The sequence below is a fragment of the Roseibium sediminis genome, assembly GCF_008711325.1.
Taxonomy (GTDB): domain Bacteria; phylum Pseudomonadota; class Alphaproteobacteria; order Rhizobiales; family Stappiaceae; genus Roseibium; species Roseibium sediminis.
Window position 1 is genome coordinate 1 of record NZ_VXDB01000041.1, and the last position, 18494, is coordinate 18494.

At 53.1% G+C, this 18494-nt stretch carries 15 protein-coding genes and 1 tRNA gene; 9 read left to right on the forward strand and 7 right to left on the reverse strand.

Going from position 1 to position 18494, the window contains the following annotated elements:
- Positions 1 to 781: hypothetical protein (locus F0155_RS21785; protein WP_150526682.1), on the reverse strand; the 781-nt coding region annotated here is incomplete at its 3' end.
- Between the two features lie 422 nt (positions 782 to 1203).
- Between F0155_RS21785 and F0155_RS21790 the strand changes: the two genes are divergently transcribed.
- Positions 1204 to 1485, forward strand: coding sequence for a hypothetical protein (locus F0155_RS21790; protein ID WP_150526683.1), 282 nt, complete (start codon positions 1204 to 1206; stop codon positions 1483 to 1485).
- Positions 1486 to 1498: 13 nt separating this feature from the next.
- On the opposite strand, the gene F0155_RS21795 is transcribed toward F0155_RS21790, so the two are convergent.
- Positions 1499 to 2053 (reverse strand): DUF2155 domain-containing protein, encoded by a 555-nt coding sequence (locus tag F0155_RS21795; protein ID WP_425299992.1) that lies wholly within the window; start codon positions 2051 to 2053, stop codon positions 1499 to 1501.
- A gap of 139 nt (positions 2054 to 2192) precedes the next feature.
- The gene (locus F0155_RS21800) at positions 2193 to 5123 is read right to left on the reverse strand and encodes a valine--tRNA ligase (RefSeq protein ID WP_150526684.1); all 2931 of its coding nucleotides are present in this window, start codon (positions 5121 to 5123) and stop codon (positions 2193 to 2195) included.
- 171 nt (positions 5124 to 5294) lie between these two features.
- Between F0155_RS21800 and F0155_RS21805 the strand changes: the two genes are divergently transcribed.
- On the forward strand, positions 5295 to 5723 hold the full coding sequence (locus F0155_RS21805; protein WP_150526685.1) for a DUF1284 domain-containing protein: 429 nt from the start codon (positions 5295 to 5297) through the stop codon (positions 5721 to 5723).
- A gap of 21 nt (positions 5724 to 5744) precedes the next feature.
- On the opposite strand, the gene F0155_RS23980 is transcribed toward F0155_RS21805, so the two are convergent.
- The 3 genes from F0155_RS23980 to F0155_RS21820 all read right to left on the reverse strand — a co-directional run bounded on the left by F0155_RS23980 (position 5745) and on the right by F0155_RS21820 (position 9164).
- Positions 5745 to 6620: a PopZ family protein gene (locus tag F0155_RS23980; RefSeq protein WP_150526686.1), complete on the reverse strand. Its 876-nt coding sequence runs from the start codon at positions 6618 to 6620 to the stop codon at positions 5745 to 5747.
- Positions 6621 to 6897: 277 nt separating this feature from the next.
- Complete coding sequence (locus F0155_RS21815) at positions 6898 to 8283, reverse strand: TolC family outer membrane protein (RefSeq protein WP_150526687.1); 1386 nt, start codon at positions 8281 to 8283, stop codon at positions 6898 to 6900.
- A gap of 218 nt (positions 8284 to 8501) precedes the next feature.
- Positions 8502 to 9164 (reverse strand): protein-L-isoaspartate O-methyltransferase family protein, encoded by a 663-nt coding sequence (locus F0155_RS21820; protein WP_150526688.1) that lies wholly within the window; start codon positions 9162 to 9164, stop codon positions 8502 to 8504.
- A gap of 283 nt (positions 9165 to 9447) precedes the next feature.
- On the opposite strand from F0155_RS21820, the gene F0155_RS21825 reads away from it, so the two are divergent.
- Positions 9448 to 9521: transfer RNA gene (locus F0155_RS21825), tRNA-Cys, on the forward strand.
- A gap of 330 nt (positions 9522 to 9851) precedes the next feature.
- Here the strand turns inward: F0155_RS21825 and F0155_RS21830 are convergent.
- Positions 9852 to 10103, reverse strand: a complete 252-nt coding sequence (locus F0155_RS21830; RefSeq protein WP_150526689.1) for a hypothetical protein — start codon at positions 10101 to 10103, stop codon at positions 9852 to 9854.
- Positions 10104 to 10321: 218 nt separating this feature from the next.
- Here F0155_RS21830 and F0155_RS21835 point away from each other — a divergent pair, with 218 nt between their 5' ends.
- The 6 genes from F0155_RS21835 (at position 10322) to F0155_RS24075 (ending at position 18150) form a co-directional block, all read left to right on the forward strand.
- Complete coding sequence (locus F0155_RS21835; RefSeq protein WP_150526690.1) at positions 10322 to 10576, forward strand: hypothetical protein; 255 nt, start codon at positions 10322 to 10324, stop codon at positions 10574 to 10576.
- Positions 10557 to 11345 carry a JAB domain-containing protein gene (locus F0155_RS21840; RefSeq protein ID WP_150526691.1) on the forward strand — a complete coding sequence of 263 codons (789 nt, stop codon included), beginning with the start codon at positions 10557 to 10559 and terminating at the stop codon, positions 11343 to 11345. Before F0155_RS21835 ends, F0155_RS21840 begins: the two co-directional genes overlap by 20 nt.
- A 122-nt stretch (positions 11346 to 11467) precedes the next feature.
- Positions 11468 to 12469 carry an endonuclease/exonuclease/phosphatase family protein gene (locus tag F0155_RS21845; protein ID WP_161599877.1) on the forward strand — a complete coding sequence of 334 codons (1002 nt, stop codon included), beginning with the start codon at positions 11468 to 11470 and terminating at the stop codon, positions 12467 to 12469.
- Positions 12470 to 12521: 52 nt separating this feature from the next.
- A complete protein-coding gene (locus F0155_RS21850; protein WP_161599878.1) occupies positions 12522 to 13574 on the forward strand; it encodes a DMP19 family protein in 1053 nt (350 codons plus the stop codon).
- Between the two features lie 369 nt (positions 13575 to 13943).
- Positions 13944 to 14792: a hypothetical protein gene (locus tag F0155_RS21855; RefSeq protein ID WP_150526694.1), complete on the forward strand. Its 849-nt coding sequence runs from the start codon at positions 13944 to 13946 to the stop codon at positions 14790 to 14792.
- Positions 14793 to 14817: 25 nt separating this feature from the next.
- Positions 14818 to 18150, forward strand: coding sequence for a putative Ig domain-containing protein (locus F0155_RS24075; protein ID WP_150526695.1), 3333 nt, complete (start codon positions 14818 to 14820; stop codon positions 18148 to 18150).
- The last annotated feature ends 344 nt before the right edge of the window (positions 18151 to 18494 follow it).

Consider the following 18494-nt stretch of genomic DNA (forward strand, 5'->3'; position numbering starts at 1 on the left):
CGGGTCTCCTCATCCGAGAGCTAACACGCCAGAGCACAAAATTCAGAATAGTCCCAATGTTCTCGATATAGGTACTCGATCGCCCCTTGATCTCCCGATAGGCGACATTTGGAAACTGAACCACATTGTTCCCCGCTCCAAACGGCTGCAGGTTCATGGCAACAGCGTTCACTTCGCTGTCCATGACGTAGTCCTTGGTCCGCTTGTTAAAGTTCTCCATCTTTTCATTGCAGCCGACCAGCACGTCCGCCGGTGTCAGCTCGGATACTTTTATCGCCGCAAACTCGCTTGTCCCGGCACAAATGACACGACTGGACGCGCCGTCGGACTTGTCCTCGTAGTCGAGATATATCGCCACCATACGTCGCTTGTAGCGCTCGGCTTCATCTCCTTTCGCAACTACCGACATGACATAGTAAGTCACGATCGAATTCAGCTTCTTCATGTTAGAAAGAGGCATGATCTGGTTTGGTGTGGCGGTTTTCACCGAAATGGCCGACCCTACCTGAAACAGACGACCTGAGGTTGTATTCGCTGTCAGGTCCTGCAACGGTGAAACCCCGGCAGGATCCGTTCCCTTTTTGAACCCGAAGACCAGCGCCTCAATCGACACCGGTTCTATGGACTTGCAAAGCAAAGTCTCGGTTGGCAGACGCTGCAAAAACGGCGTCATCATCGGATTACAAAGGTCATCGCATCCGCTTAACCGCGCCTTCAATCGCTCCTTGATCCTTTTAAAGAGCGCATCCCCTGTACCGTTCGCATAGCTGATGTTTTCCATTGTCCGCCCCTGGCGCCGATGTTTCTCTACATCGAAAGACGCCGGGCCATGGGAGATGTGAAACAAGGAGAACCGGCTAGAGGGCTTGAGTTTTCATACACCAGCCAAAACGATCACTGTGCTGCAAGCCTCGCACGGAAAACGCGCATCTTTGGGAGTATCCGCGCCAAATCTGCAATTTCATCAGGAGCATCAAGTCTTTATTAAGCACAAGATACGAAGCAGATGGATAATTATACCTATTTAACTTAATTATCCTATAGTCACTTTACTCGTTTCAATTCTTTGGCAAGCCGATGACTTTTACAAACAGATATAGTCTTGGAATCATCTCTCTTTTCATTGGGTCCACTCTGCTTAGCGGATTCCCGATCAAGGATATCGGGTCTAATATCCTTTTCGGATTCACTGTATATCTACTGATGTTTACGTTTTCGATCGCGGGTTATGTCGATGAAAAACTGACGCAATACATCACTGCATTGTCCATGTGGCTCGGTTTTACGATGCAATCGCTGGAATTTTTTATTTTTTCGATTATCGGGGCTGCGGTGTTCCTGTTACTGCGGCGCATTTCCAATTTCGAGGCATTTGCCAATCTGCACTGGCTGGTACCGACGATGGCGTTCGTCTGGATTCTACCAACCTCAAAGGTATACCCGTATATCCTGAGCCTTCTGCAGTTTCTTCCGACCTTCGCCTGACCGGCGTCAGCTTCTAACCCTGAAAGGGTTTGGGACGCGGCGCTACAATCGTCGTTGAGCCGTTGTCGGGACCTGCGAGCGTATCGACACCCTCTGGTGCAGCTTCGGCCACGGGAGGCCCGGAATAGCCCTCTGGCGGCGGAACCTTGGACGTGGTCCTGCAATCGGTCAGCCAGATGTCGTAGACGCCGTGTTCTACCGCGTGCAGACCCGGACTGGCCGCATACATCCAGCCTGAAAAGATACGCCGGACCTCGTTGTTCAGGGTTATTTCGTCAACCTGAACGAACCCGGTCGTCAGCGGGTTTTCCGTCTTGGGTCTGGTGTGGCACACGCGCGGTGTCACCTGAAGCGCACCGAACTGGACTGTTTCGCCCATATAAACATCGAAATTGATGATCCGACCGGTGATCTTGTCCAGACCGGAAAACACGGCAACCGGGTTCTCGATTTTCTGCGGTGGCGCTTCGCTCTGGGCAACAGCCGAACCGGCAACCGAAGATCCCGCCAGCATCGTCAAACCAGCCAATGCGCCGATCTTGCCGCCTCTATTCACCTGAACACCCATGTCGTCTTACCGTTTGCCTTCGCAGGAGCATGTGACCAGATTCGGCCCATCGCTGCATCCGGTTTTGAAGTTAAACACAAAGAATGGCCCGATCTTGCCGAAAATCGGGCCATCCCTCACTTTATTTCAAACTGCTCAATCAGCCCATGTCCGCCAGTCGAGCCAAGGCAACATCAACCTTGGCAAGCTTCTCGGCGAACTCGGCCATCTTTTCGCGCTCACCGTCGACGACTTCAGCCGGAGCCTTGTCGACGAACTTTGGATTGTTGAGCTTCTTCTCGATCCGGCCAATCTCGTCTTTCAGCTTGCCAGCCTCCTTGGAAAGGCGAGCCTTTTCGGCGGAAAGATCGATGATGTCGGCGAGCAGAAGGCAGACGGTCGTGGAACCTACAACAATCTGCGCCGCGCCCTTGGGAGCAGCATCCGCCAGAACGACACTCTCGGCGCGGGCAAGACGCAGGATCGCGCTTTCGTGACGCTCGACACGGGCCTTGGTTTCCGCATCCGCATCAACCACGACAACCGGAACCTTTGCACCCGCCGGCACGTTCATTTCCGCGCGCAGGGAGCGAATATCGGAGATCAGGGAGACGAGCCAGTTGATTTCACCAGCAGCCGCCTCGTCGACCACGGTCGGCTGCGGCCATTCGGTGAGGATCAGAAGCTTGTCCTGCTTGACGCCGTTTTCGCCGAGGCGCTCCCACAGCTCTTCTGTCAGGAAAGGCATGAACGGGTGAAGGATCTTCAGGATCTCGTCAATGGCCCAGGCCGCCGTTGCGCGCGTCTCTTCCTTGGCAGCTTCGTCGTCGCCATTGAAGATCGGCTTGGCGAGCTCCAGATACCAGTCGCAGAACGTGTTCCAGACAAAGCGGTACGCCCCGCTGGAAGCGTCGTTGAAGCGATAGTCTTCCAGTGCCTTGGTGACTTCCGTGATGCAGCGGCCTGTTTCCGTGGCTATCCAGCGATTGAGGGTGTGCTTCGTCGAGGCTGGATCAAACCCGGCCACGCGTGCGCAGCCGTTCATCTCGGCAAAACGCGCCGCGTTCCAGAGCTTGGTGGCAAACCGCTGTCCGCCCTCTGCTGCCTGATCGGACATGCGCAGCGCGCGTCGGCCCTGCACTTCCTGGCTGGCAAGCGCAAAGCGCGTTGCGTCAGCGCCGAAGGAGTCGATCAGTTCCAGAGGGTCGAGAACGTTGCCCACGGATTTGGACATCTTCTTCCCGTTTTTGTCGACCACGATGGAATTGATATAGACCGTGTGGAACGGCACTTCCTTCATGAAGTGGATGCCCTGCATCATCATTCGGGCGACCCAGAAGAAGATGATGTCAAAGCCGGTAATCAGCACGTCCGTCTTGTAGTAGCGCTCCAGCTCCGGTGTCTGGTTCGGCCAACCAAGTGTGGAAAACGGCCACAGAGCAGAGGAGAACCAGGTGTCGAGAACGTCCTCGTCCCGCTTCAGCTGCTTGCCGCCTGCGAGCTTGATCGCCTCTTCTTCGGTTGTCGCGCAGTATTCCTTGCCGTCTTCATCATACCAGACCGGGATCTGGTGTCCCCACCACAGCTGGCGGGAGATGCACCACGGCTGGATGTCATTGAGCCAGTTGTAGTAGGTCTTGTCCCAGTTGCCCGGAACGAACTTGGTGGTGCCGTCCTGAACGGCCTTCAGTGCCGGCTCGGCCAATGTCTTGGCATCGACAAACCACTGGTCTGTCAGCATGGGCTCGATGACCACCTTGGACCGGTCGCCATAGGGCTGCATGATCTTCTTGGATTCGACCAAAGGCAGGTGCGTTGGCGCTTCGTCCTCTTCGCCGAGGGGGCGAACGATGGCACGCCCGAGCGGGTGCCACTCCGGCGCCTGCCCCTTCATCCACGCGACCTGCGGGTCGTCACTCGGAACCATCACCGCCAGGCCTTCAGCAGTGATCTGATCGATCACACGCTTGCGGGCCTCATAACGGTCCAGACCGCGCAGATCATCCGGGACGATGTTGATCGCATCGACTTCGTTGATCGTGAACTCGGCACCTTCGATGATCGCCTGCGCCTTGGCAGCTTCCTCGGCATAGGGAACCCCGTCAGAGCGCATGGCGCCCTTGGTATCCATAAGGCGATACATCGGGATGTTGTTGCGCTGGGCAACGCCGTTGTCGTTGAAATCATGTGCACCGGTAATCTTCACCGCACCGGACCCGAAGGTCGGATCCGGATAGTCGTCGGTGATGATCGGGATCAGACGGCGGTGTTCCTTCGGTCCAACCGGGATTTCGCACAGCTTGCCGATGATCGGCTTGTAGCGCTCATCGGACGGGTGAACGGCAACTGCACCATCGCCCAGCATGGTTTCAGGACGTGTTGTCGCAATGGAGATATAGTCGCGGGTTTCGCGGAGGGTGATGTTCCCTTCCTCGTCCTTCTCGACATACTCATAGGTTTCGCCGCCGGCCAACGGGTACTTGAAGTGCCACATGTGGCCATCGGTCTCGATGTTCTCCACCTCAAGGTCGGAAATCGCGGTTTCGAACTTCGGATCCCAGTTGACGAGGCGCTTGGAGCGGTAGATCAGGCCCTGATTATAGAGCTCGACAAAGACCTTGAGCACCGCCGCCGACAGGTTCGGTGACATGGTGAATTCCGTCCGGCTCCAGTCACAGGACGCGCCGAGACGTTTCAGCTGTCCAAGGATCGTGCCTTCCGACTTGCGCTTTTGTTCCCAGACGCGCTCGACAAAGGCCTCGCGGCCCATCTCCCGGCGCCCCGGCTGCTGCGCTTCCATCAGCTCGCGCTCGACAACCATCTGCGTCGCGATGCCCGCATGGTCGGTTCCAGGCTGCCACAGGACGTCATACCCCTGCATGCGCTTCCAGCGGATCAGAATATCCTGCAGGGTGTTGTTGAGCGCGTGCCCCATGTGCAGCGAACCGGTCACGTTCGGCGGCGGAATTACGATGGTGAAGGCATCCGCGCCTTCCTGTGCGCCGGCTCCGGCCTTGAAGGCTCCGGCGTTTTCCCAGGTTTCGTAAATCCGCGGCTCAACGCTGGCCGCGTCATAGGTTTTGTCTAGCATGAGAACACTCAGCAGGAGGATTATCGGTCTTGTTGAACGGCCTTCGTGTAAATCGGAAGCCGGGCTCCAAGTCAACCCGGCATGAGACCTCGTGCGCGCTCGAACCTGCCAAAGTCATGACAATCACCGAAAGACTTGGGAAAACAATCCAGCTCTGCCATAAGCGAACACATGACACTGCGCCTTCGCCCCCATCATTTGCTTTGTGTGCTGACCTATCTCGGCAAGGGATACACACCTGCCTTCGTTGCCAATTACGAGCGCATTGTCGCGCGGCTGAACGACGGTGAGACAATCGAAATTGTCGAAGGGCCTGACGACATTTGTGCGCCGATGCTGAAGGAGCAAGATCATCACTGTCACAACGACAGCGTAAAGCTGCGAGACAGGCAGGCACTGGATGCCGTGATCACGGAGCTTGGTCTGGGAAGAGATGTCCGCATCATCCGGCTGGTGTCCGAGGATGTTGCGCAACTACGGCAAGCTTTCTCAAACGGCGCCTTGCGAGCGGCCTGTCAGGCTTGCGAGTGGAGCGAGCTCTGCTCGGGCATAGCCCGGAAAAACTTCAGGGGCTGCCGTTTCCAGCCGCCCCTGTCGTGAAGCTCAATTCAGCTCCGAAAATCAGCGCCCGCGGGTGATCCGCTTGATTTCCTTTTGAACCATCTGCTCGACCATGCCCGGAAGGTTCTGGTCCAGCCACGCCTTTAGCATCGGGCGCAGCATTTCCTGGATCAGTTCTTCTACCGTCTGGGCCTTGCTGCCCACAAACATCGCAGACAGATTGTCCAGCGCCGAGTAAATGGCAGCACCTGATTCATTTGAAATCAGCGGGGTGTCATCATCAACGCTCGGAAGATCGGTCGTGGGAACCGGTTTGGTCGCAATTGTCGCTGCCGGGATCGGCGCAGGAGCAGGTGCAGCCGCAACAGGCATTTCCTCTTCCTCGAACGGATCGGGCTCAGGCGCAGCAGCGGATTCTATTTCGAAATCCGGCTCGCCTTCCTCTTCCGGGAATTCTTCCTCCTCAGCTGCAGCAAATCCGATATCAGCGCTGTCGGAGTCCAGATCTTCGGCGAGCCCCTCGACGAGCTCCATGTCGCCGCCACCAGACATATCGTCTTCGGAAAGCTCAAGATCCTCTGTCAGTTCCAGATCGCCGGTCAGTTCAAGAACATCGTCTTCCGGCTCTTCATCCGGAAACCCTGTCTCGTCCTCCATGGCGTCTTCTTCCATGGCCGCTGCCATGTCATCAACATCATCTCCGCCGTCATCACCGGAGATTTCGTCCATGTCAAACAACTTGTCGAGGTCGTCCTGGGACAGTTCCGTTGCATCACTCATATCGGCCTCTGATCCATCAGGGTTGTCATTCGTGGCTACTGCATCGCTTCCATTGGTTTGCTCGCCTGCGTCTGCGTCCTCGTCAGATATTATGCGGCGGATCGATGCGAGGATTTCCTCCATCGAGGGCTCTGCGGCCTGACTAGCCTCTGCCATGAATTCCCCCGTACTAACCGGCTACTAATTCACCATTCAGACAGAATTGAATGATTCGTTAATCTGGATTATGGGGGGCAAATGATCATGGTAAAAGCGAACGAGCTGACTCTGAACGCCTTTTCCCCTTTTTAGATTCGCAAGTTTCCGCCGGTTCCCACAAATAACTTCGCAGTTTTACTTAGCGTCACATGCCAATATCAAAAAAGCCCTAACAGCAAGATGCGTCAGGGCTTTTCAAGATATTCTTTTGCTCTATCAAGCGGATACAGAAGTTTTACCGACCATCCGGCGTGCGCAGGCCGTACCACTTGTCGCGAACCGCCTTGTAGTGCTTCTTGGGCTCGTATCTTGCCACTGACAAGCCGAGACTACCTGCATCAAGCCGTCCGACTGCAGAGACCAGCTGGTAACCGCCAACGATCCGGTTGCGCTGCGCGCTCACCAGATTGACCCGCTGGTTGACGAGCTCGCGCTGGGCGTCCAGCACGTCAAGCGTTGTGCGCTGACCGACACGCTGCTCCTCGATCACACCTTCAAGTGCGAGCTGGGATGCTTCAACAGCCGCACGGGCTGCCTCAATGGATGCGCCAGCGGCTTGGTAATTGCCCCAGGCGGAGATCACGTTTGCCCGAACCTGATCGCGAATGACGTCCAGCTGCAGCTGCGCCTGACCGAGTTCTTCCTTTGCCTGACGAACGCGCGAGGATACCGCACCACCCTGATAGATCGGGATGTTCACACGCCCAAAGATAGAGGCGCTGTCGTTGATATCCGTTGTGCCGCCCGGCTGCCATGTCCGGCTGACAGATCCGTCAACAGTCACGGTTGGCAGCAGCTCGCCCTCGATCGTCTTGACGTTAAAGGTCGCGGCATCAACGAGATGCTGCGACTGTACGATCAACGGCTGGGTCGCGCTGGATGCGCCAAGGGCGTCTTCAAGGGAATTCGGAACAACCGTTTCGATAAACGTGTCCGCGGAAAGGTTCTTGGCATCCGTGCCGACAACCTGACGATAGATTGCGCGGCTTGCGTTCAGGCTGGCCAGCGCGCTGTTGACGCGGGCACTTGCCTCCGCAGCACGCGCTTCAGCCTGCGATACGTCGGTGCGGGTGCCTTCCCCCACTTCAAAACGGTCTTTTGCAGCGCGAACCTGCTCGGTCAGGAACTGAAGGTCGCTCCGCTGGAGTGACACCAGAGCGGTGTCGCGAATGACATCCACATAGGACTGAGCAGCTGCAAGCAGGACATCCTGTTCGGTCGATTCCAGACTTGCGCGCTGCGCACGGACGAGAGCTTCCGCCTGCTTGGTCGAGTTGACCGTTCTGAAGCCGCGGAACAGCGCCTGACTGACGCTCAGAGCGATGGAAGAATTTGTCCGATACGTATCAAGGCCATCGTTGGCGCTTCTGATCCGACCAATTTCCCCGGACGCAGAAACATTCGGACGCCATCCCGACAGCGCCTGCGGTACGCGCTCGTCAACACTGCGCAGCTGGGCGCGAGCTGCGTTCAGCGTCGGATTGTTGGAATAGGCAAGAGCAAGGGCTTCCTTGATCGTTTCGGCCTGGGCAGACCCAAAACCTGTAAACAACCCGGAGGCAACAAGAAAAGCACCGGCAGCGACAGCTGTTCGCAAGGAAGACTTTAGATCAAAACGCATCTCTCAAGCAGGCTCCGGTCGGCAAGACATCAAAGTCAATCTGGGAACAAATGGAACACAGGAGGTGAATACCGCAACCTTCCCGCGCAAATTCGGTGTTTATTCTGCCTACTGAGGCCATTTGGCAACAGTTGGAATGACCGTCACCGCAAGCCCATATTAACAACTATCCGCATTCCTGTCAGGGCAGGAATGCGGACAAACGCTCATCAAGTTCCCTAAAACTGGAACTCGGCTTCTTTCTTGAACCCCGGCAACAGGTTGGCCGACGCATTGAACCCGAAACGGGCGCTCACGCCACCTTCAGAGCGCTGATACAGACGTGCAGCAGCAGCTCCGCCCTGCCCTTCGATCGCCACCAAACGCCCATCGGACTTCAGTTGCTTGAGAATCGCTTCGGGAAGCATGTCCACGGCACCATCGACGACAATCACGTCATAGGGGCCTTCGCTTGCATACCCTTCAGTCAGCTTGCCATCGACCACAACGGCATTCTCGATACCAAGGTCAACAAGGGTTTCGGATGCGGACTGGACAAAGGCTTCGTTCTCTTCAACCGCAACAACGGACGCAGCAAGCTTGGAGAGAACTGCAGTGCTGTAGCCGGTTCCGGCGCCAATCAGCAACACGATGTCTTCGGAAGATACACGTGCCAGCTGCAGCAGCTTGCCGAAAACATGTGGCTTCAGCAGATAGCGACCGCTGTCGGTGCTGCCAACGGGCAGGTCTTCATCGATATAGGCGACTGCGCGCTTTGAGGCGCAGACAAACTTTTCGCGCGGAATAATTTCCATGGCATCAAGGATGCGCAGGTCTGTAACGTCATTGGTCCGCAGCTGGTTGTCCACCATGCGTCTACGGGATTGTGCGTAATCCGTCATCTCGGCCTCGTCCTGATCGCCGTACGTGTGTTTCTTGGTTCCTTACCGGTCTGAAGGAAAACTGACAAGCGTCACGTGGCGTATGTACCCTGTTTGACGTGGAAGCCTGCGTTTTTGGAGCCCAAGGCCCAAACTGTCCACAGGCGCAGGCACTTCCCTTGATAACACATTCCTTCGCGAACGCTACGGCTCGCCGTCGGACCTGTAGAATTTTGCGAAAGATAGCAACTGGGGTCTTGATTATGTCCGTCAACTGATTGATAAGCGCTCCACACCACCGTGGGGCCCTGTGGCGGAGTGGTGACGCAGCGGATTGCAAATCCGTGTACACCGGTTCGATTCCGGTCGGGGCCTCCACCTCAATTTCCCTACATTGTTTTTGCTGACTTATTTGGTCCTTTTCATCCCACTTTTGGGGATCGGTGAAAAGGTGGGACATTTTTGTCCGGTGTTGATCCGGGTTCGCCCTCATCATTCTGACGGATACTGGCAGCTGGCTCTGGAGCCTTGCGCCCCGCGTGAATGGGTACGGAGGTTACGATTAGAGCGTTCAAATCCTCATCGGACATAACCTCTGCAACGACCTCCGCGAGTTCCCTTTTATGCATTCCAACTCTCCCGTTATCTAATGGTGCCGATACTCAATGGGGATTGAGGGCGGCAGAACCGCCCTCAAGAGAAATGAAATTAGCGATCGCCAGCTGAACTCCCCATGCCCTGATACCCCTTCCGAATTACAGTCTGGAATAAGTCGCCTGCCCTCGAAAAATGCTCGGCTGCGAGTCTGAGTTGTTCGGCAGTCAGCAGCGCTCCAATAGATTCGGCATATTCTGCCATCGATAGAGATTGCTGTTCCTGCGCCTTGGCGATCTCACATCCCGCAAATGCCCGTTCGGTAAGATCTGACCTGTTCAATTCGCAATTTCTGCAATTGTTCATTACTCACTCCGAAAAATATGGAGGGCATTACACAAGGCCGGCGGCGAGTGACCTGTGCCTGAGTATGTACAGTGCCGATAATCGGCCTTACCACTGGTACGCCCCCTCCTTATGAGCTTACCTTGGCGCTGAGTAAGCTACGGAATTCACGTTGAGTTTCACGCTAATATTTAGTTATTGATTAATACAATCATTGATTGCACGCAAAGTGATAAAACATGACAGACGAAACGAGCGGCCTTGCAATCGCTTATCTGGCCTTTGCCGAGCATGTGGCCAAACGCGATCCGAATATCCTTTCTGACGCCCTTGCAGCTGCCTACCGTGCGCTGGATGAGGAAGCACAGTCCTGTCCAGACGCCGACCTCCGCCTCGGTTATGAGATCACCGAGCTAGCCGAGGCGTTTGATCAACGAGATTTTGAACCAGGGACGCTGCTGAGGAGGCTGAAGAATGCACTACAGGCCGGTTGACAAGATGGTCCCGGCAATCCTGTCACAGGATCCGGCTTACATTCGTAACCTCCAATCTGTTCTTGACGATCCAGAAGGAGAAAAAACTCACATTCTGCTGGAAGTGTTGTTGGGACTGTCGCAGCCGGCGAGCATTGCCCATCAGCTCTCCAGACAGCTCATCGCCGAACACTCGTCTCTCAACGCCGTGGTACGAACCGACAGGGAAACCCTGAGGTTAAGTGGGGTGGATGACGAGGCCATTGACACTATCCACCTCGTTCAAGCCATTCGCAACCTTTTGGAAGATCAGTTGGATTTGTGTGTTGAACGCCAGTTGGTAGATAGTCGACAGCGGGCCATAACCTACTTCAACACTGTAACCAAAGGCCGAAATGACGACTGGACAGGTTTGCTTCTTCTAGACGTAAAGGCTGGCGCATTGGGCTCTCACGTTTTTGCCAAAGACGAATTCCCGCTTAATGATGACAGCCCGAAGGCACTTGTGGAGGTGTGCCTTGACGCCAATGCCAGCGGATTGGTTTTGGCAGTTCGTCGCAACGAGGATAAGCCCACCCCGGCTCAAAACGAGGTCAAGAACATGAAACGGTTCATGGACATCGGAAAGTCAATTGGCTTGACCGTTCATGAATTCCTCTTGTTCGGCAATGATGGTGTCGCATCGCACTACGATCGGCTGGCACGGCCGGAAAAACTGCACGAGAACCTGACACAGCAAGACATGGTGGAGCTCGTTAACGCCATGAAACAATATCTGCCGGCAACATGAACTATTCAGCCATTCTGATTGATTTTACATCCTGACTATTTCGACAAATTCATCGTTGTGAACCTATTGCCGTAGGGTTTAAACTGAGAGCGTTTGTATGATTTTTTTAAGGGATATGAATGATGAGACACTTTTTGTCTGTAGCTTGGCTCGCCGCCCTTTGCGCGATAGCGCAAGCAGAAACTCCGATCAAAATCGCAACTTGGAATGTCGCTAACCTGCATCATGAAAATGGTGAGGCACTAAGAGGCGGGGCGGAACCAAGAGATCAGCAGGACTTCGATGTATTAAAGGCATATACGGCTGAAATTGGCGCCGATATATTCGCTTTTCAGGAAATTGGCTCCCCTGCGGCCTTGAAACGAATTATTGACGAATCCAAATACGAGATTTTCATATCGAGCCTGTATCGCCCTGGAAGCGAGATCGATCCCGAGACCCGAAATATCTACACCGCGATCGCGATCAACAAAGATCGGTTCCCCGAACTTCCTTCGGTCTCAACCCTCACTTCGCTCTCGATCGACAATGTCGAAATCAGCCGCGGCGACGCAATTGATCGCCCCGTTCGCGCTGGCATGCTGGTTGAGTTTGAACATAATGGCAAACCAGTAAAGCTTCTCAATGTTCACCTCAAATCATCCTGCAACAACAGTTCTCTCAATCCCGTTTTCGACAAAGACCAGTCTGGGAAGCTGCGCCACTCCCGATACGACTGCAGGACTCTGCTTGCTCAATTGATGATCCTGGAAAACTGGGTCGAGCAACAGCGCCATCAAGGTATAAGCGTAGTCATTCTCGGCGACTTCAATCGTCAGCTAAACCGCTTCGATGATGCTCCAAACAAGACCGAGCATTTTTGGGGCGAACTCAATGATGGCGAACCCGACATGAAACTCCTGAAGGGTCCGCTAGGGAAAAACACAACTTGCTGGGTCTACCACGATAAATTTTTCTACGACGAACATATCGACTTCATCGTTTTCGACGACAGCCTTGCAGAAAACATAGATGTTTCTGAAATCGGTAAGCTCGCTCTCCCCCTCGAGGGCTCAGCTCGGTATGCCGGAAAGGCTGGCCAAAAACTCAGTGACCACTGCCCCGTAGTCGGAACGATCAACTGAGTAAGGTGTCTTTATGACCTGTCTCCCTGGACTGCTTCGCAGGGCCGCCTTCTTGACCACTTTCCTTGCTGCTCTGGCTGTTTCTGGACAATCAGCTTACCCGGCCCCGGTCTGCCCGGAGCCGGACAAGGTCTACTACCCAATGACCAAGCTGCTGAAAACGGAAGGACTATTGTTAGATAGCGACGTCTCGATTTCCGATATCAGTGAATATGGCTCCGCGAGCCATGTCCGAAAAACCCGAGAAACGGTATTGGGCAAACTGGATGGAAAGTCGCAAGCTGAGCGCGACGCCCTTCTGTTAAGTCGGCTGGCATGGGAAACGAATGGCTCCTATGCCTTGTTGTTACTGGCCACAGGTCCGGAAGCGGGGCTTTATGAGATCTACATTGAAGTGTTGGACAGAGCAGGTCTGGTGGCTCATGCCGATGCGCTACGAGCAGTGAAGGCTGCGTTTCCAAATTGGAACTTCCCTCCGCGTGAGCGCTACTACCAGTGGAGCGATGGAAGTGGCACCATCCGCAACCTGAAACTAGATGCAGAACTGGAAGAGCAGTCTCGGCGATTTAATTCGGCGCAACCCGACCTACTAGAAACGGCACAAAAACTCATAGAAGGCGATGGCTCCTATGACGACTATTCGGCTAAACTCAGAGCAATAGATGAATACTCGCGTTTTGACTATCTCCTGTGGCAGATCGCGAGCTGTGTGCCTGATTGGGAAAGCCCGGATGAGGCTCTTCATGCTCTGGCTACTTTGCCTCAAGCCTTGGCTGATCTTCACGTTTTTCATTTGATGTTTCTGGAAGGTGGAAACGGCGGTTTCCATCAATACCTATACAACTCGTCCGGTACATTCGCACCCGAATTGATCGAAACGCTCAGACGGTACAATCTTGATGAGCATGCAGATGCAGTTGAAAAGGTGATGCCTCTTCTCTCACAAAAATATCCCCGAGATACAGAACAACGACGCTCGATAATGCATGCACTCTCCGAGGCAACAAACGAGGAGCTCAATGCGCCAACATGGATTGTCGACGATCGTTTGCTCTTTGAGGCGTTTATTAAACGAGCGAAGAGTGACGGCTACTGGCCACGCTAGCGTGGCTCCAAATCAGATGCGCAAACAGCCTGCACCAAAGGCCGTGCAGTTAACGTTTGTCACCTCTTAAAGCTTCCTATCCGCAAAACGGCAATGTGGTGACTACTTCTCTATAAGGATTTTTCGCCATGCAACTTATCGTTTCTGGCGAGACACAATTGACGACCGTACCGTTATGCGAAGCTGATTCCAATTCTTCAGGATCGATGTTGAAATTGGGCCATGACATGAGGTGCATTTTTGAGCGTAGAGGAATTTTATATTCTAAATATTTGATCGACTTACATACGCGTTACAGTAATAGATATCTACCCATCATGTAGAGATAATTTTTGATGTTTAAAAATTATGTTTTATAGAGGTTTTTCTATGAATTTCGACAAATTTTCCATCCCTTTTTTGTGTATCTCAACATTAATTTCTATTAGTGGCAGCGTTCATGCTGAAGCCAATCTCAAATATTGGATATCGGGTAATTATCACGAGGCGCCAAATGTTAACTCATCGGATATGCCCAATAATTCAAAGAGCTTTTCGCCGCTGATATTCAAACCGGATCTGGAAATCGTAAGCGACCCAACTGAAGCCGATGTGTTGGTTTGTTTTGATAATCGCCCCCTCCGTCGGGCTTATTTTCCTCCCACCTCTAAAATACCAGGCACCACAAACTCTGGGATGGTTTTTTGTGAAGTAAGAGATGACAGCACGGGACTAGGTTATTACTCCCACCCGAAGAGATCCGGAAATAACAAAAAAATTGTAGAGGGAATAACAGTCTCAAGGCTTTCAAACAACAAATACTACTGCGAAACGATCTTTACAGGCCAATCGCTATTTCACCTACTAGGGTCCTTGCACCCAAGAGAAACAAATCCGCCAGACACATCATATATAACTCCATACACAACAAGAGATTTTCCATTTGCTTCGGATGAAGCAAAACGCGGTCTTTATGATTACTTAAACGTGTCAGATCGTGCCAACGTGGTATCAACCGCAACTGGAAGAGCTATATTTACAGAGTTTTCTCTTAATCAAACGTGGTCCTGTCTGGCTCCAGCCTACCGACTCTATTGGCAAAATGCATTCTTGAAATGCCAAACTGGCGTTAAGACACTTAGCGAAGACTATGATTTATCAGAGCGCTATTACCCGCTACTAGATGAAAATGCCGAAGAAATTCTTCGGATTTCGGACTCCTGCAAGAAACACAAATAATTATTTGCATTGAAAGGCGCTTTTTATGATTAACAGCGACAATACAGTTGTGTCTTTTGTTCTTAATATGGACGATGGATCAACAAGAACGATAAAATGGAATATTACCGGTTTCAACGAAGTTGAACGCGAATCTATCGCCAACTCTCTTGAACAAGTACTAACGACCACAACAGGAAGCCAGTTGATTAAACTAAATCCAGATGGTGGTGACGACTATTTTATTGAAAAATCGCCTTATGGCGAAACACTATATGACCCAGTGCAAAAGAAGTTGTTTCTTTTCGAAAATGCAATTGCGGAGAAAGAATCTTCATTTATTAACGAGGATGGCACGATGCAATATGTGAGCTTGGAGCGAATGCTAGCTCACGAATTGAGCCACTACGCGCTAGGCACTGCAGACCCCATCGCGACATCCGCGGCTCAATACGATACTTTTCTGAAAACTCCAGATGCAGAAGTTCTCGGAAACACAACGATAAACACGCCTCTTACCGCAGTTGATTTTGGAAATAGTGTTGTCGCAGAAATAGAGGGTGATTCTGCCACCGTTCGAACCCATTATTTTGGACATGTACTTGGCTTGGGTCATAATGGCGAACAATTTTCTGATTACTTTACCAAACTAGATTTAAGTTATTACATCGGCGACGATAAAATCGAGCGGGCAAAGTTCGGATTCCTTAGGGAACCTGGCAGAGATGTTGAAATCCGTATCGATGACAATGACACCAAAACCGATCTTCTAATTGGTATCAATGGAAACGATACTTTGGTTGCAGGCGGTGGGCGTGATTTTCTGTTTGGCGGAGACGGAAACGATGTCCTAGTTGGTGGCGTAGGCAGCGACGTTTTGGTTGGCGGTAACGGAGACGACATACTAATTGGAGGAACAATAACAGTAGAAGGTACCGCTATAGACGATACTGTTTCGGACTTGCTTGTTGGAGGAGATGGGTTTGATACATACAAGATTTCAATCAAACATAATGTTGATAGCCCGAACACCACAGCTATCCGTTGGTCAGATGCAGCCGAGGCCTATGTAAAAAATCGCGGTGTACTGGACAATATCGATTACATTCTCGACACCGACAACTCTGGAAATGTCGAAATATCCTTCGATGGTGGTACCGGCTGGCTCAATGGCGGTGGAGGCACACTTTCATTGGGAAACATGAACCTCGTTAACACCGCCTTTTTTGAGAATTTTTCCATCTATTCTGGCACTAGGGCCACTGTTTCAATGGTTGTTGACGGCCTGCCGCAGGTTGCAGAAATAGGCGCAGTCCGGATTGGCTCCGACCTTGTATTCCTAGAGTTGGAAAATTTCGGGGCTATTTTTGGGATCAGAGACTTCCAAAACGGAAATCAAGGCATTCGCAATCACTCCAACTCCATCGATACTGCCGACAATGGCGGGCTCGCTGAAGGCGACGGCGACAACAACCTGATTACCGGATCTGTCGGAGACGACACAGCAATTGGCAAGGGTGGTAGCGACACTTATTTGGACTTGGGCAAGTCGGGGACAGACGTCGTTACTGATGTTGGCTCTGCATCTGACGTGGACAGGGTAGACCTGACCTCTCAGAGCTTTGCGGACACCGTTTTTGCCCGTGGTGGCGCACCTACGGTCAATTCCCAAACGGCTCTCATTGGTGCCGCCAGCACAACCTACCAACCCGGAACCAATGACCTTGTCATTACAGGGATAGCAGGCTCCAGTCTCGCTGGCACGCTGATCATACGAGACTATTTCGGCGGGCTGGAAACCGGCATTGAACAAATTGCCCTGAGTGACCGCGTTTTAAGCCTTCAGGACGTATTGGCAATATTGAACACTGCACCATCGGTTGACGAGCCCATTGTTGACCAAACGGCGACGGAAGGTCAGGAGTGGTCTTTCACCGTACCGGCGACTTCCTTCTCGGACACAGACGGAGATGCACTGACCTATTCGGCATCACTTGCTGATGGATCGCCCTTGCCAGACTGGCTTTCCTTCGATGCCGCAACACGTACCTTCACCGGCACGCCGCCACAGGGCTTTGATGGCAATCTTAGCCTGTCGGTGACCGCTCATGATGGTATAGCCGGTGTTACTGATACCTTTGAGCTCACAATCAACGACACTCCCTTTACGGGCACAGCCGGAGACGATGTCCTGCATGGGGACGGAAACGCAAATATTCTGTCCGGCCTTGGCGGCAATGACGTGATCCACGGCTACGGCGGGGACGACACCTTGATCGGTGGTGCCGGTGCAGATTCCCTCTTGGGCGGGGATGGCAACGACACCGTTTATGCCGATGCAGATGACGCTTGGTTCTCCGGCGATGCTGGCATCGACACCTTGATCTATCAGGGAACGGATGACCGCCAGTATGCGATGGATCAGGGTGCCTTCGAAAACATGGAGGCCGGTGGGGGCAACAACACCGTTTGGGGAACTGCTGCCAACAACGTCATCAATGGTCAGGCCGGCAATGACGTGATCCACGGCTACGGCGGGAACGATACCCTGATCGGTGGGGCCGGTGCGGACTCCCTCTTGGGCGGAGATGGCAACGACACCGTTTATGCCGATGCCGATGATGTCTGGTTCTCGGGTGACGCAGGCGTTGATACCCTGATCTATCAGGGAACTGATGACCGCCAATATGCGATGGACCAGGGCGCCTTCGAAAACATGCAGGCCGGTGCGGGCAACAACACCGTCTGGGGAACTGCTGCCAACAACGTCATCGATGGTCAGGCCGGAAATGACGTGATCCACGGTTACGGCGGAGACGACACCCTGATCGGTGGCGCAGGTGCAGATTCCCTCCTGGGCGGAGATGGCAACGACACCGTTTATGCCGATGCCGATGACACTTGGTTTTCGGGCGATGCTGGCATTGATACCTTGATCTACACAGGTGCTGACAACCGCCAATATTCCCTAGCTCAAGGCGCATTTGAAAATGCTCACATGGGCAGTGGCAACAATGTTGTCTGGGGGACGGACGCCGCCAACACCATTGACGGCCAGGCAGGTAACGACACTCTCTTTGGCTATGGCGGCTCCGACCGGATCATCGGTGGAGCAGGATCGGACTATCTGGTCGGCGGAGCGGGCAATGACACATTTGTCTTTGCATTTGGCGACACCGGACATGATACCGTTGCCGACTTTGGAACCGGAGATGTCATCGAGTTCGACTCAAGCCTGTTCGGAACCTTTGCAGATGTTCTCGCCAGCGCATCAGATGACGGTGTGAACACCTATATCACCATCGATGCGGATACCAGCATCCGCCTGGACAATATTTTGGTTGGCCAACTGCAAATTGATGACTTCCATTTTGTATAAATAGGACAGGGGCGCCTCCGGGCGCCCCAACCTAATTCTTATTTCACAACAGTTAGCCACCGTACTCAGCGTCTATAAATTCGGCCTACAAATTGCCTTCGCGGCCCGCCATTTTTCAGAGCGTTGACACGCTCCTTTTATTGCCGCTGTTTTATTCACCAAGGTGTCTGAAGCTCGAATTGTCAGGCGGAGTAGGAGAAGTTGTCCGGTATCTGCCCGGCGCGCAATTGCCGTTCTACAGCCCATCGAACTGGTATAAAAATTCTAACAGCATCCTCATCAAAGGTCTTGATCAGCCCCACCTAAGCGGTCCAGTTTGAATGTTAGTGCATGATTAGCCTGGG